12 protein-coding genes are annotated in these 12,598 nt (G+C 72.5%); 6 read left to right on the top strand and 6 right to left on the bottom strand.

The genetic code is table 11. From position 1 onward, the window contains the following. The 3 genes from B9S61_RS07945 to fxsA all read left to right on the top strand — a co-directional run. A partial coding sequence (locus tag B9S61_RS07945) for an amidohydrolase (protein WP_103541602.1) occupies nucleotides 1-1,177 on the top strand: 1,177 nt, incomplete at its 5' end. A 597-nt stretch (nucleotides 1,178-1,774) separates the two neighbouring features. Next, nucleotides 1,775-2,770, top strand: coding sequence for a polyprenol monophosphomannose synthase (locus tag B9S61_RS07940; protein ID WP_258039591.1), 996 nt, complete (start codon nucleotides 1,775-1,777; stop codon nucleotides 2,768-2,770). Nucleotides 2,771-2,842: 72 nt separating this feature from the next. Further along, the gene (gene fxsA / locus B9S61_RS07935) at nucleotides 2,843-3,433 is read left to right on the top strand and encodes an FxsA family membrane protein (RefSeq protein WP_103541601.1); all 591 of its coding nucleotides are present in this window, start codon (nucleotides 2,843-2,845) and stop codon (nucleotides 3,431-3,433) included. 117 nt (nucleotides 3,434-3,550) lie between these two features. On the opposite strand, the gene B9S61_RS07930 is transcribed toward fxsA, so the two are convergent. The 4 genes from B9S61_RS07930 to B9S61_RS07915 all read right to left on the bottom strand — a co-directional run bounded on the left by B9S61_RS07930 (nucleotide 3,551) and on the right by B9S61_RS07915 (nucleotide 7,109). Beyond that, the gene (locus B9S61_RS07930) at nucleotides 3,551-3,925 is read right to left on the bottom strand and encodes an RNA polymerase-binding protein RbpA (RefSeq protein ID WP_003977404.1); all 375 of its coding nucleotides are present in this window, start codon (nucleotides 3,923-3,925) and stop codon (nucleotides 3,551-3,553) included. Nucleotides 3,926-4,191: 266 nt separating this feature from the next. Continuing rightward, entirely contained in the window at nucleotides 4,192-5,559 is a 1,368-nt protein-coding gene (locus B9S61_RS07925; RefSeq protein WP_103541600.1) for an MFS transporter, read from the bottom strand. Between the two features lie 51 nt (nucleotides 5,560-5,610). Further along, a complete protein-coding gene (locus tag B9S61_RS07920) occupies nucleotides 5,611-6,378 on the bottom strand; it encodes a glycerophosphodiester phosphodiesterase (protein ID WP_103541599.1) in 768 nt (255 codons plus the stop codon). Further along, a complete protein-coding gene (locus B9S61_RS07915) occupies nucleotides 6,375-7,109 on the bottom strand; it encodes a YitT family protein (RefSeq protein ID WP_374936194.1) in 735 nt (244 codons plus the stop codon). Before B9S61_RS07915 ends, B9S61_RS07920 begins: the two co-directional genes overlap by 4 nt. Before the next feature lie 30 nt (nucleotides 7,110-7,139). Here B9S61_RS07915 and B9S61_RS07910 point away from each other — a divergent pair, with 30 nt between their 5' ends. After that, nucleotides 7,140-8,639 carry a PLP-dependent aminotransferase family protein gene (locus B9S61_RS07910; RefSeq protein WP_103541597.1) on the top strand — a complete coding sequence of 500 codons (1,500 nt, stop codon included), beginning with the start codon at nucleotides 7,140-7,142 and terminating at the stop codon, nucleotides 8,637-8,639. A gap of 66 nt (nucleotides 8,640-8,705) precedes the next feature. On the opposite strand, the gene B9S61_RS07905 is transcribed toward B9S61_RS07910, so the two are convergent. Continuing rightward, nucleotides 8,706-10,427 (bottom strand): hypothetical protein, encoded by a 1,722-nt coding sequence (locus B9S61_RS07905; RefSeq protein ID WP_103541596.1) that lies wholly within the window; start codon nucleotides 10,425-10,427, stop codon nucleotides 8,706-8,708. A gap of 50 nt (nucleotides 10,428-10,477) precedes the next feature. Then, nucleotides 10,478-10,672 carry a hypothetical protein gene (locus B9S61_RS07900; protein WP_030221445.1) on the bottom strand — a complete coding sequence of 65 codons (195 nt, stop codon included), beginning with the start codon at nucleotides 10,670-10,672 and terminating at the stop codon, nucleotides 10,478-10,480. 261 nt (nucleotides 10,673-10,933) lie between these two features. Here B9S61_RS07900 and B9S61_RS07895 point away from each other — a divergent pair, with 261 nt between their 5' ends. Both B9S61_RS07895 and B9S61_RS07890 read left to right on the top strand, forming a co-directional pair. After that, nucleotides 10,934-11,326: an ankyrin repeat domain-containing protein gene (locus B9S61_RS07895; protein WP_103541595.1), complete on the top strand. Its 393-nt coding sequence runs from the start codon at nucleotides 10,934-10,936 to the stop codon at nucleotides 11,324-11,326. 300 nt (nucleotides 11,327-11,626) lie between these two features. After that, nucleotides 11,627-12,598: HEAT repeat domain-containing protein (locus tag B9S61_RS07890; protein ID WP_103541603.1), on the top strand; the 972-nt coding region annotated here is incomplete at its 3' end.

The raw sequence follows: 12,598 nt of genomic DNA, 5'->3' as shown, positions 1-12,598 counted from the left end.
CCTCAGCCGGATCGACGTCCACTCCGCGGTCGTCACCACCGCGCTGCTCGACCTCGTCGAGGGTGCGGTCACCCGTGAGGACCGTCCGCTCACCGGGGACGCCCACCACGCGGTGCGTGCCGCCGCCCTGGCGGCCGTCACGCCGGCCCAGCGCACCGAGGCTCAGCGTGCCGCCCTCGCTCACGCCGCCTCGCTCGGCATCGGCACGGTCCATGAGTGCGGCGGTCCGGAGATCTCCTCCGAGGACGACTTCACCGGGCTGCTGCGGCTCGCCGCAGAGGAGAGCGGCCCGCGCGTCGTCGGTTACTGGGCCGAACAGGACGTCACCAAGGCCCGGGAGCTGGGCGCGATCGGCGCCGCGGGGGACCTGTTCGCCGACGGCGCCCTCGGCTCGCACACCGCCTGTCTGCACGAGCCGTACGCCGACGCCGGGCACACCGGCACCGCCCACCTGGACGCCGCCGCGGTCGCCGCCCATGTCGTCGCCTGCACCGAGGCGGGTCTCCAGGCGGGCTTCCACGCCATCGGCGACGCCGCCGTGAGCGCCGTCGCCGACGGGATGCGCGCGGCCGCCGAGAAGGTCGGCCTCGCCCGCCTCCGCGCCGCGCGGCACCGCGTGGAGCACGCCGAGATGCTCACGCCCGACACCGTCGCCGCCTTCGCGGAACTGGGTCTCACCGCCTCTGTGCAGCCCGCCTTCGACGCGCTGTGGGGCGGCGAGGAGGGCATGTACGCCCGCCGTCTGGGCGCCGACCGGGCCCGCTCCCTGAACCCGTTCGCCGCCCTGCTGCGCGCCGGGGTCCCGCTCGCCTTCGGTTCCGACAGCCCGGTCACCCCGCTCGACCCCTGGGGCACCGTCCGCGCCGCGGCCTTCCACCACACCCCCGAACACCGCGTCTCCGTCCGCGCGGCGTTCACCGCGCACACGCGCGGCGGCTGGCGGGCCGTCGGACGCGACGACGCGGGCGTCCTGGTACCCGGCGCGCCGGCCGACTACGCGCTCTGGCACACCGGCGAACTCGTCGTCCAGGCACCCGACGACCGGGTGGCGCGCTGGTCCACCGACCCCCGCTCCGGCACCCCCGGCCTGCCCGACCTCACTCCGGGCCGTGACCTGCCCGTCTGTCTGCGCACCGTGGTCGGCGGGCGCACGGTCTTCGTACGGCCGGGCGAGTGATCTACGACGGGGCCGCGGTGACGATCACGCACCGCGCCCCCGTCTCGCGACCTGCGCATCCTCGCCGCTGACCAGGCATGTGAACCACATTACGCAGGTCAAACGACTGTTGACAGGCGGCGGCGGAGGGCCGGTAGGTTCGGCCGGGTCCACCACCGGACGCCCGCCCGGAGAACTTCCCGCCACTCGTGTCAGCGTCGCTGGGTCAGGGACGGTGTGCCGCACCGGGGCACCGCCACTGGGAGCCAGGCTCAGCGCCGGCGCAGTACCGGGGGAAGGTTCCAGCCGGTCGGGGAGGTGTGACCCCGGGTGGGGCCCGGGCGCTCAGTAGACAACGGCTTCAGGTCGATCCGCAGCCGGCGGATCCCAGGCCGGCCCGAAGGGCGCCGGGCCCCCATCCGCCGTATCGTCCGGTCCTGCCCGTCCTGGCCCGTCGCTTCCCGTTCTTTCCCGCTCGTCCCCGTACGCGGCGCGGCCGAAGAGGATATTGCTCCCCGATCTTCGGTAAACGACACCACCGTACGAACGTCCTGTCACGTCTGCGCAGGCCCCGACGACTATGGTGGGACCCTGCGCACAGGACATGAAGGGGCAGCAGTGAACGACGGCGACGGGACCCTCGCGGCGGGATCCCAGGGGCGGAACTTCGGCCCGCTCGGTACGGCCCTGGTGATCATCCCGACCTACAACGAGGCGGAGAACATCAAGGCGATCGTCGGCCGGGTTCGCCAGGCCGTCCCCGACGCGCACGTGCTCGTGGCCGACGACAACAGCCCCGACGGCACCGGCAAGCTCGCCGACGAACTGGCCGCCGAGGACGACCACGTCCAGGTGCTGCACCGCAAGGGCAAGGAGGGCCTGGGCGCGGCCTATCTCGCGGGCTTCCGCTGGGGCGTGGAGCACGGCTACGGCGTACTGGTCGAGATGGACGCCGACGGCTCCCACCAGCCGGAGGAACTGCCCCGTCTGCTGACCGCCCTCAAGGGCGCCGACCTGGTGCTCGGTTCGCGCTGGGTGCCGGGCGGCCGGGTGGTGAACTGGCCGAAGTCCCGCGAGTTCATCTCGCGCGGGGGCAGCCTCTACTCGCGCGTGGCGCTCGATCTGCCGTTGCGCGACATCACCGGCGGGTTCCGCGCCTTCCGCTCCGAGACCCTGAAGGGCCTGGGCCTCCAGGACGTGGCCTCCCAGGGCTACTGCTTCCAGGTGGACCTGGCCCGCCGCGCGGTCAAGGCCGGGTATCACGTCGTCGAGGTGCCCATCACCTTCGTCGAGCGCGAACTCGGTGACTCCAAGATGAGCCGCGACATCCTCGTCGAAGCGCTCTGGCGGGTCACCGCGTGGGGTGTGGGGGAGCGCGTGGGCAAGGTCCTGGGTCGCGGCGGCACCCATCAGCCCCTGCCGGACGCCACGCAGCCCGAGGCGGACGCCACGCAGCCCGAGCGGGACGCCGAGCGGCCCCTGCCGGACGCAGGGCGGTCCAGGCCCGAGGCCGGGCACGCGGAGCTGGTGGCGACGCGGGTCGAGCCGGCGGCCGAGCAGTCCCGGCCGGAGGCCGGCGGGACCGGGCCGGACGCCAAGCAGCCCGAGTCGTAGGGGCGCGACCGGCCGACCGGGCCTCCGCCCCCGCTTATCCCGCACTGAGCCGCGCCCAGGCACACTGGGGGTATGACGACTGGTGCTCAGACCCCCTACCCCGTCCGGCCCCGGCGCTCCCGGCTGCGTGTCGTTCTGCCCCTGGCCGTGGCCGCCTGGCTGGTTCTGGAGATCTGGCTGCTCACCATGGTCGCCGGGGCGTCGAACGGCCTGGTGGTCTTCCTGATCCTGGTGGCCGGTATGGTCCTCGGCTCGATCGTGATCAAGCGGGCCGGGCGACGGGCGTTCAAGAACCTCACCGAGACGCTGCAACAGCAGCAGAGCGGCGTCGCGGCGCCCGAGTCCCGGCCGAACAGCGAGGGCAACGGCCTGATGATGCTGGGCGGCCTGCTGCTGATCATCCCCGGTCTCGTCTCGGACGTGCTGGGGCTGCCCCTGCTGGTGCCCCCGGTCCAGAAGGCGGTGAGCCGTTACGCGGAGCGCACCCTCGAGCGCAAGCTCCGTGAGGCGGCGGCGCACGGCTCCCTGGGGGACGCCTTCCAGCAGGCCCGTATGCACCGGCCCGACGGCAAGGTCGTCCAGGGCGAGGTCATCCGGGACGAGGAGCCCGGACGCGCGCCGGGGGACACCCCGCAGGGCCCGCCCCCGCCGCTGCCGCGCTGAGATCTCCGGGACCGGCCGGGAGGGAACACGAGACAGGACCGGGGACGCCGAACAAGTTCGGCGTCCCCGGTCCTGTCTCGCTGTGCGTTGGTGCTCTTGCCCCGTTCCCCGCCGGGATCAAGCCGACTTTCGGCTGTCCCGGGGGTGAACCGCGATGTTCATCGCACCGGAACGCAGAACGGCGAGACGCTCCTCGAGGACCTCTTCGAGTTCCTCTCGGGTGCGCCGCTCCATCAGCATGTCCCAATGCGTACGCGCGGGCTTGGCCTTCTTCTCCTCCGGGCCGTCGCCGTCCACCAGGAGTGCCTGGGCACCGCAGACCTTGCACTCCCACTCCGGCGGGATCTCCGCCTCGACCGAGAAGGGCATCTCGAAGCGGTGCCCCTTCTCGCATGCGTACTCCACGGCCTGGCGCGGGGCCAGGTCGATGCCGCGGTCCGTCTCGTAGCTGGTCACCACGAGGCGCGTGCCGCGAAGAGCTCGCTCACTCATGAATCGTGCCTCCCGGGCTTGTCGCCCACAGGACAGGTGTCGCTGTCGTCGTCATCCGGTCAACGTCCGGTCGGCGGTAAAGATTCCCGTTCCGGGCTCTGCGTCGCCGTCGTAGCCGCAGCCTTGTCAACCCTTGCAGTACCCACCGACGCCCGGTTTGTCACCTCTGCTAGCAGATATGACACAGCGTTTCGGCATCTTTGACGCGCAGTAACGGTACGCCTGGCAGGCCAAACGCGTACACTACAGCCCTTTCGCGCTGAGTGCTAAATCCGCTCGGGTACCGGATTCCCCGCGTCGGCGATCGCCCGCCGCACCGGCACCCGCGCGAGCAGCGCGAATCCCAGGACGAAGAAGCCCACCAGGGAGATGATCGCGTCCCGGTAACTGCCGGTGAGCTGGTAGGTGAGCCCGAACAGCAGGGGCCCGAGCCAGCTCATCCCGCGGTCGCTGACCTCGTACGCGGAGAAGTACTCGGCCTCCTTGCCGGGCGGGACCAGGTGCGAGAAGAGTGAGCGGGACAGCGCCTGGCTGCCGCCGAGGACCAGGCCGATACCGGAGGCCAGCACGAAGAACCACATCGGCGCCCCGGCGGGCAGGAAGTACCCGGCGGCCAGGGTCAGGGTCCAGGCGACCAGGGACCCGAGGATCGTGCGCTTCGCCCCGTACCGCCGGGCCAGCCGGCCCATCGCCAGCGCGCCCGCCACGGCCAGCACCTGGACCAGCAGCACGGCCACGATGAGGGTCGACTGACCGAGCCCCAGTTCCTTCGAGCCGTACACCGAGGCCTGGGTGATCACCGTCTGGATGCCGTCGTTGTAGACGAGGTAGGCCAGCAGGAAGGCGAGCGTCAGCGGATGCCGGCGCATGTCGCGGATGGTCGCCGCGAGCTGTCTGAAGCCCGAGAGGGCGGCCGCCTCTCCCGCCTTGCCCGGCTCCCGCGCGGGGGCGCGGCGGTCGCGCAGCCGGCGCAGCGGTACCAGTGCGAAGGCGCCCCACCACAGACCGGCCGACGCGAGACAGATGCGTACCGCCATGCCCTCGGAGAGTCCGAAACGCTCGTGTCCGGTGTAGAGGACGAGGTTCAGGACGAGGACCAGGGCCCCGGCCGCGTATCCGAAGGCCCATCCGCGCGAGGAGACCGCGTCGCGCTCCTCGGGCGGGGCGATCTGCGGCAGATAGGAGTTGTAGAGCATCATCGCCACGGCCTGCGCCGCGTTCGCGACGACCAGCAGCAGTCCGCCGAGGAGGTAACGGTCGCCGTCCAGGAAGAACATGCCCGTCGTCGCCGCGGCCCCGGTGTACGCGGCGCCCGCGAGCAGGGGCTTCTTGCGGCCCGTGCGGTCCGCGGCGGCGCCCACCAGCGGCATCACCAGCACGGCCACGATCACCGAGAGGGAGATGGAGTACGCGAAGAAGGATCCCGCGCGCACGGGTATGCCCAGCGGGTGGACGAAACCGTCCGCGTCCGCCGCCGCCTCCGCGACCGAGGTCAGATAGGGGCCGAGGAACACGGTGACCACGCTCGTGGAGTACACGGAGCAGGCCCAGTCGTAGAAGTACCAGCCGCGCTGCTCACGCCGCCGGCCCTCGGCCTCGTCCCCCGCCGGTGACCGCACGGTGTCGGTGTCCACCCGTGCCCTCGCTTCCCCGTGAACGCGCGGAGGCGATGGGGCGCGGTGGTCTCAGACCCAGATGCCGCGGTCCTCCATGACCTTGCGCAGTGTGCCGATGTGATCGGTCATGATGCCATCGACCCCGAGGTCCAGGAGCCGGTGCATCCGCTCGGGTTCGTTGACGGTCCACACGTGCACCTGCAGCCCGCGCGCGTGGGCGGCCCGCACGAAACGGTGGTCCACCACCTGGACGCCCGACTGCTCCTCGGGGACCTGCGCGGCGACGGCCGACCGGCGCACCGCGGCCGGCAGCCCCCAGGACCGCAGCCGCAGGTTCAGTACCCCGCGGGTGCCGTACGAGGTGGCCAGCCGGGGGCCGGCGAGCCGCTGCGCGCGCACCACGCGGGCCTCGGAGAACGAGCCGAGGCAGATCCGCTCCCAGGCGCCGGTGCGCTCGATCAGGTCCAGCAGCGGCAGCAGGGCGGGTTCGGCCTTCACGTCGATGTTCCAGCGCACCTCGGGGAAGGTCTCCAGGAGTTCCTCGAACAGGGGAACCGGCTCCGCGCCCGCCACTCGCGCGTGCTCCACGTCGTGCCAGGGCAGATCGGCGATCCGGCCCGCGCCGTCCGTGACCCGGTCGAGGGTGGCGTCGTGGAAGGCGACGAGCCGGCCGTCGCGCGTGGCGTGGACGTCGGTCTCGATGTACCGGTAGCCCGCCTCGACGGCACACCGGAACTGCCGCACGGTGTTCTCCAGGCCGTCCGCCGCCCCGCCCCGGTGGGCGAAGGCGATCGGGCCGGGATGGTCGAGGTAGGGGTGGCGTATCCGCGGGTTCACGGACGCAGTATCGCGCGCCGCGGTTGACCTGTGGCAACGACCTGGCCGCCGTCGGATGCCGAGGGGACGGCGAAGAACCGCAGGAACGCCTGGGCCGACGGGCCGATCGTCACCGCGTACAGCAGGGTGCCGACGCCGACGGTGCCGCCGAGGAGGAAGCCGGTGACCACGACCGTGATCTCGATGGCCGTGCGGACCAGACGGACCGACACCCCCGTGTGCTGGTGGAGTCCCGTCATCAGCCCGTCGCGCGGCCCCGGCCCGAAGCGCGCCGCGATGTACAGCCCGGTCGCCGCCCCGTTCAGCACGATGCCCGCCGTCATCAGCGGCACGCGTACGGCCATGGCGTGCGCGTCCGGCACCACCGCCAGGGTCGCGTCCATCGCCGCGCCGATCACCAGCACGTTGGAGATCGTGCCGAGGCCGGGCCGCTGCCGCAGCGGGATCCACAGCAGCAGCACCGCCGCGCCCACGATGGTCAGCACCACGCCCATCGACAGCCCCGTCCGCTCGGACAGGCCCTGGTGCAGCACGTTCCACGGCTCGAGACCGAGTCCCGACCGCACCAGCAGCGCCGAGCTCGCCCCGTACAACGCCAGTCCGGCGTACAGCTGGAACAGCCGACGTGCGAGATGCCCGTGCCGGGACGAGTACCTGGCCAAGACGTGCCCCCTGTGGTGGAAGTGGACCGATGCATGACACCCTGTGGTCTGACTGGTCACGTCATCCATGGCCAATCCTGGGAAGGTGGACTGATTCTCATGGCGCAGTGGACATCGGCGGTGGGGGCGGCGCAACTCGCCCGGCTGCTCGCCTCCCAGCAGGACCGCCCCGCCGGACCCGGGAGCCGTCGTCCACCCGTCTACCGCGCGCTCGCCGACGGTGTCCGTCTGCTGGTGCTGGAAGGACGCGTACCGGTCGCCGCGCGGCTGCCCGCGGAGCGGGAACTGGCGCTCGCCCTGTCCGTCAGCCGCACCACCGTCGCCGCCGCCTACGAGGCGCTGCGCGCGGAGGGCTTCCTGGAGTCACGGCGCGGCGCCGGAAGCTGGACCGCGGTCCCGGCCGGCAACCCGGTCCCCGCGCGGGGACTGGAACCGCTGCCGCCCGAGGCCCTCGGCTCGATGATCGACCTCGGCTGTGCCGCGCTGCCCGCGCCGGAACCATGGCTCACCCGTGCCGTCCGGGGCGCGCTCGAGGAGCTTCCGCCGTACGCGCACACCCACGGGGACTATCCCGCCGGGCTGCCCGCCCTGCGGTCGATGATCGCGGACCGTTACACCGCGCGGGGCATTCCCACCATGCCCGAGCAGATCATGGTGACGACCGGCGCGATGGGCGCCATCGACGCCATCTGCCACCTCTTCGGCGGACGCGGCGAACGGATCGCCGTCGAGTCGCCGTCCTACGCCAACATCCTCCAGCTGATGCGGGAGGCCGGCGCCCGGCTCGTCCCGGTCGCCATGGCCGAGGGACTGACCGGCTGGGACATGGACCGCTGGCGCCAGGTGCTGCGCGAGGCCGCGCCCCGGATCGCGTATGTCGTCGCCGACTTCCACAACCCGACCGGCGCTCTCGCCGACGACGACCAGCGGCGCCGGCTGGTGGACGCGGCGCGCTCGGCGGGGACGGTGCTGGTCGCGGACGAGACGATGAGCGAGCTGTGGCTCGACGCGGACGTGGAGATGCCGCGCGCGGTGTGCGCGTTCGACCCGGCCGGGTCCACGGTGATCACGGTCGGCTCGGCGAGCAAGGCCTTCTGGGCCGGAATGCGTATCGGCTGGGTCCGCGCGGCCCCCGACGTGATCCGCAGCCTCGTCGCCGCACGCGCGTACGCCGATATGGGTACGCCCGTACTGGAACAGCTCGCCGTGAACTGGCTGTTCGGCACGGACGGCTGGGAGCGGGCGGTGGAGATACGGCGCGCCCAGGCCCGGCAGAACCGGGACGAGCTGGTGGGCGCGGTACGCCGGGAGCTGCCCGACTGGGAGTTCGAGGTGCCGCGGGGCGGGCTCACGCTGTGGGTGCGCACCGGCGGTCTCTCCGGTTCGAGGCTCGCGGAGGCGGGGGAGCGGGTCGGCGTGCGGGTGCCGTCCGGGCCGCGGTTCGGTGTCGACGGGGCGTTCGAAGGCTATGTACGGCTGCCGTTCACGGTGGGCGGCGCAGTGGCCGAGGAAGCGGCGGTACGCCTGGCCGCGGCGGCCCGCATCGTCGAGTCCGGCGGCACGACCGGCACGGACGCCCCACGCACGTTCGTGGCGTAGCACGGACGAGCCGCGCGGAGAAGCGCCCCGGCTCCGCGCGGTGGAGCCGTCCGGAATCCGCCCGGCTCAGGGGGACTCCGCGACCGCCGCCTCGGCGGGCACCGTCTTCCCGGGCGAGGGCTTCGCGGCGACCGCGTCGGCGGCCGGTGCCTGCGCGGGCGCCTCCGCCTCGCCGGTGACGGCGCCTGCGGACACCTTCTCCGTCGTGATCTTGTCCAGGTGCACGAAGACCGGCCGCGCGCGGTCCGGGGCGAGCCCCTCCGGTTCCTCGTCCACCGGTGTCGTCCTCGGCGGCAGCAGGTCGAGGACCGCCTGCCGGTGGGCGTCGCTGGTCGCGTCGTCGTACGGGTCCGGGGTCGCCGGGACCTGGAGCCGGTGCACCGGTCCGGAGCCCAGGCGGGCGTAGCCGCGTCCCGGTGGAACCTGGTCGACCGGTGTGGTGTGCGGCGGCGCCCCCAGGACGGCCGCCAGCTGCTCCGCCGTCGCGGGGCCGAGGACGACACGCGCGCGGGTGTGCCGGCGTACCGGCTCGAGGAGGGCCTCGAGGGTGTCGAACTGCTCGGCGACGACCACGGTGACGTTCGCCGGGCGGCCGTGCCGCAGCGGAACCTGGAGCAGGGACTGCGGATCCGTGCGGCCGTCCGCGGCGGCCAGGTGGGTGAAGGCGCTCGGCCGGTCGAGCACCAGCCACAGCGGACGCCTGGTGTCCTCCGGTGGCGGATCACCGGCCTGGTGGGCACGGTTGGCGGCGATCAGGCGGCGCTCCGTCTCGTGCGCGGCCCGTTCCAGGCTGGTCAGCGCGCCCGTCAGCCCGCACTCGACGGCGAGCACACCGTCCCGGCCGGTGAGGCAGGCGTACTCGCCGGTCCCGCCGCCGTCGACGATCACCACGTCACCGTGGTGGAGCGCCTGCAGGGCGATGGAGCGCAGCAGGGTCGAGGTGCCGCTGCCGGGCTGGCCGACGGCGAGCAGATGGGGCTCGGTGGAGCGGATGCCGGTGCGCCACACGACCGGGGGAACGTCGCGCTGCTCCGTGCCGTGGGTCAGCGGCAGCGTCCGCTGCACCCGGATGGGGTCGGTGAAGCCGAGGACCGTCTCGCCGGGGGCCGTGACGAAGGGCTGGGCGGCGATGTCCGTGGGCAGGGGTGCGAGGACGCGCACTGTGAGCTGGTTGCCCTCCTCGTCCCAGGCGAAGTGGTACTCGCGGCCGCGCCCCGACTTGGCGCCGAGCAGATGCTCGATCCGCGCCCGGGACTCCGGCTCGCCGTCGGCGAAGTAGGCGGGGTAGCCGATCACCAGGTGCGTGAGGCGGCCGGTGCCGTCGAACTCGTACTCGGAGAAGGCCTTCGCCCAGTCGCCGCCGTGGCTGTAGAGCGGTTCGGGGTCCTCGGCGGTGGAGAAGTACGGCACGAGGGCTTCGTAGAGCGACTTCAGACGCTGGGACTGCGAGGCGTCCGGTCCGTCGGGCACGGACGGGGTCCGCTCCCGGCCCTGCCAGGCGGCCGCCGCCATCAGGGTGATGACGGCGAGCAGCGGACCGTACGGCGCGAGCGCCACGACCAGCACGACCGACGCCATCAGGAAGAGCAGCGCGCCCCGCCTGTCCTTGGGGGTGCCGGCCCACCTGCGCCGTCCGGCCGAGGCCAGCCGGCGCAGACCGCGCGTGATGGTGATCAGCGGGTGGAGGACATCCGTGGCGCTGTCGGCCGCCGTCCTGGCCAGCTCCCGGCTCCGGGCGAGCTGCGCGCCGCCGTTGCTCAGGATGCGGGGGAGAGGGCGCCGGGCCACTGCTGTCTCCAGAGGGTGCGTACGGGCGGGTGGGGTGTGGTCGGGGCGGGTCAGAACTTGAACCCGCCCAGGAGGCCGGCCAGGCTCTCACCGCCCGCCTTGATGCTGGGCGCGATGGCCGTGCTGGCCAGATAGAAACCGAACAGCATCGCCACCAGGGCGTGTGACGCCTTCAGTCCGTCCTTGCGGAAGAAGATGAAGACGACGACGCCGAGCAGCACCACGCACGAGATCGAGACGATCATGTGAGTTCTCCTGGTTCGCGGGGGACAGTCACCATGAGTGCTTCCAGGATCACAGAATGTATCTACACGATAAAAGGTGCAACTGGGTCGATTCTCGCTGATTACCCTCGGGCGGGTCTGCCGTGATCATTACCTCGGGGGCATCGGGTCATGTGCCCCGCGAGCCAGTACGCTGGCGATTCACCCGTACGGCTCTGCACCGCTCGCAGACGTACGTCCTGTCCCCGACGCGTGATGTGTGCAGTGAGAGGTGGTCCGGCGATGACTGAAGCCCCCGACCCCGAGGTCGTGGAGCTGGCGACCAGGATCTTCGATCTGGCCCGGCGCGGCCGGACCGAGGAGCTCGTGGCCTACGTCGACGCGGGCGTCCCGGCCGAACTCACCAACGACCGGGGCGACTCGCTCGTGATGCTCGCCGCCTACCACGGCCACGCCGAGGCGGTGCGCGCGCTGCTGGAGCGCGGCGCCGACGCCGACCGCGTCAACGACCGGGGCCAGACGCCACTCGCGGGGGCGGTCTTCAAGGGCGAGACCGGAGTGATCGAGGCCCTGCTGAAGGTCGGCGCCGACCCCTCGGCCGGCACCCCCTCGGCCGTCGACACGGCCCGGATGTTCGGCCGGACGGAAGTGCTCGAGCTGTTCGGCGAGCGCTGACGAACGCGCTCCGACCAGCGACGACACGGAAAACGGGGGAGGCGGTACAGGGCCGCCGAAATTTCGGTCGCGGTAGATGTGACCGCCGGGTCATCATGACGACGTGATTCACGGACGCGATGGCTGGGCAGGTGTTGCCGCACCGCGCGGGCCGTGATGCGGCCCGCATGGGCCACCGACGAGAGGCAGAGAGAGATGGTCTACAGCAAGCAGGAAACGGCGGGCGCCCCGACGTGTTGTCACGCGGCCAGGTAATCCAGGTCCCCGGTTGCGCCGACGCTTGATGTGAGGCTGTTTCCCATGTTCGATCCGGTCATAGCGCCCAGCGGTACGCTGCTCGGCCTGCTCCAGCGGGGCCGCGGCGACGGCACACTGCACGCGCTCACCGCCCCGCGATCCGAGGCGCTCACGGCGCTGAACCACTGCGTGCTGCGCGACCCGCGCCACGACTGGCAGGTGGAGAACCGCTCCCTCTACTACGCCCGCCTCTACCTCGACCTGCACGGCGAGCTGGACGAGGTCGAGGCCCACCTCTTCGACTCCGAGGACATCCTCGACACCGACGAGTCACGCACCGGACTCGCCCTCGCCGTCCTCGGGCACCTCGCCTCCTACGGCAGGCTGGACGCCCTCCAACTGCTCCGCCGGTACGCGGCCCACGGCACCAACTGGGCCTGGGCCCTGGACGAACTCGCCCTCCGCGACGACGACGCGGGCCTGCGGGCCCTGGCCGCACCGGTCCTCGCGCGGTTCGCCACCGACGCCGAGGGCGAGGCCGAACTGGCCGTCACCGTCCGCGACGCCTTCGAACCACGGCCCTGGCGGCTCTGGGCCGACGACCCCCGGCAGTCCATCGCCGCACGCGTGCGCCGCGCCCAGGAGACCGGCTCCTTCGACCGCTGGCAGCGGCAGATGAGTCCCACCGGACCGCGCCCCGGCTGGAGTGTGCAGGCGGTGTTCGCCTGGGCCCAGCAGGGGATCGAACGCGGAGCCGCGCTCCACGTCCCGGCCGCCCGCTGTCTGTCCGCGGTGGCGGGCCCCGAGGACCGGCCCGAGATCGTCCGGGCCGCCGAGGACGGCACCGAGGGAGCCCGGTGCACCGCCCTGCGCTACCTCGCCGACAGCGACGATCCCGATGCTCTCGCGCTGATCGAGCGCGCCGTGGCCACCGGCTCCGCGCCCGTCGTGGAGACCGCCGTCGACTGCTTCGAACGCATGCGCGGAGCTCCAGCAGACGGTGCACGGTCGAGGCCTCGGCGCCGGTCAGCTCGG

The sequence above is a fragment of the Streptomyces sp. SM1 genome (assembly GCF_002910825.1).
Lineage (GTDB): Bacteria > Actinomycetota > Actinomycetes > Streptomycetales > Streptomycetaceae > Streptomyces > Streptomyces okerensis.
The sequence above is the reverse complement of the archived record's forward strand: the minus strand, read 5'-3'. Positions and strand labels throughout refer to the sequence as shown.

What these genes read in the sequence shown, in the direction of transcription:
- B9S61_RS07930 (WP_003977404.1), bottom strand. Translation starts at nt 3,925, where the DNA reads ATGAGTGAGCGAGCTCTTCGCGGCACGCGCCTCGTGGTGACCAGCTAC.
- B9S61_RS07915 (WP_374936194.1), bottom strand. Translation starts at nt 7,109, where the DNA reads ATGGATGACGTGACCAGTCAGACCACAGGGTGTCATGCATCGGTCCAC.
- B9S61_RS07910 (WP_103541597.1), top strand. Translation starts at nt 7,140, where the DNA reads ATGGCGCAGTGGACATCGGCGGTGGGGGCGGCGCAACTCGCCCGGCTG.
- B9S61_RS07900 (WP_030221445.1), bottom strand. Translation starts at nt 10,672, where the DNA reads ATGATCGTCTCGATCTCGTGCGTGGTGCTGCTCGGCGTCGTCGTCTTC.
- B9S61_RS07895 (WP_103541595.1), top strand. Translation starts at nt 10,934, where the DNA reads ATGACTGAAGCCCCCGACCCCGAGGTCGTGGAGCTGGCGACCAGGATC.
- fxsA (WP_103541601.1), top strand. Translation starts at nt 2,843, where the DNA reads ATGACGACTGGTGCTCAGACCCCCTACCCCGTCCGGCCCCGGCGCTCC.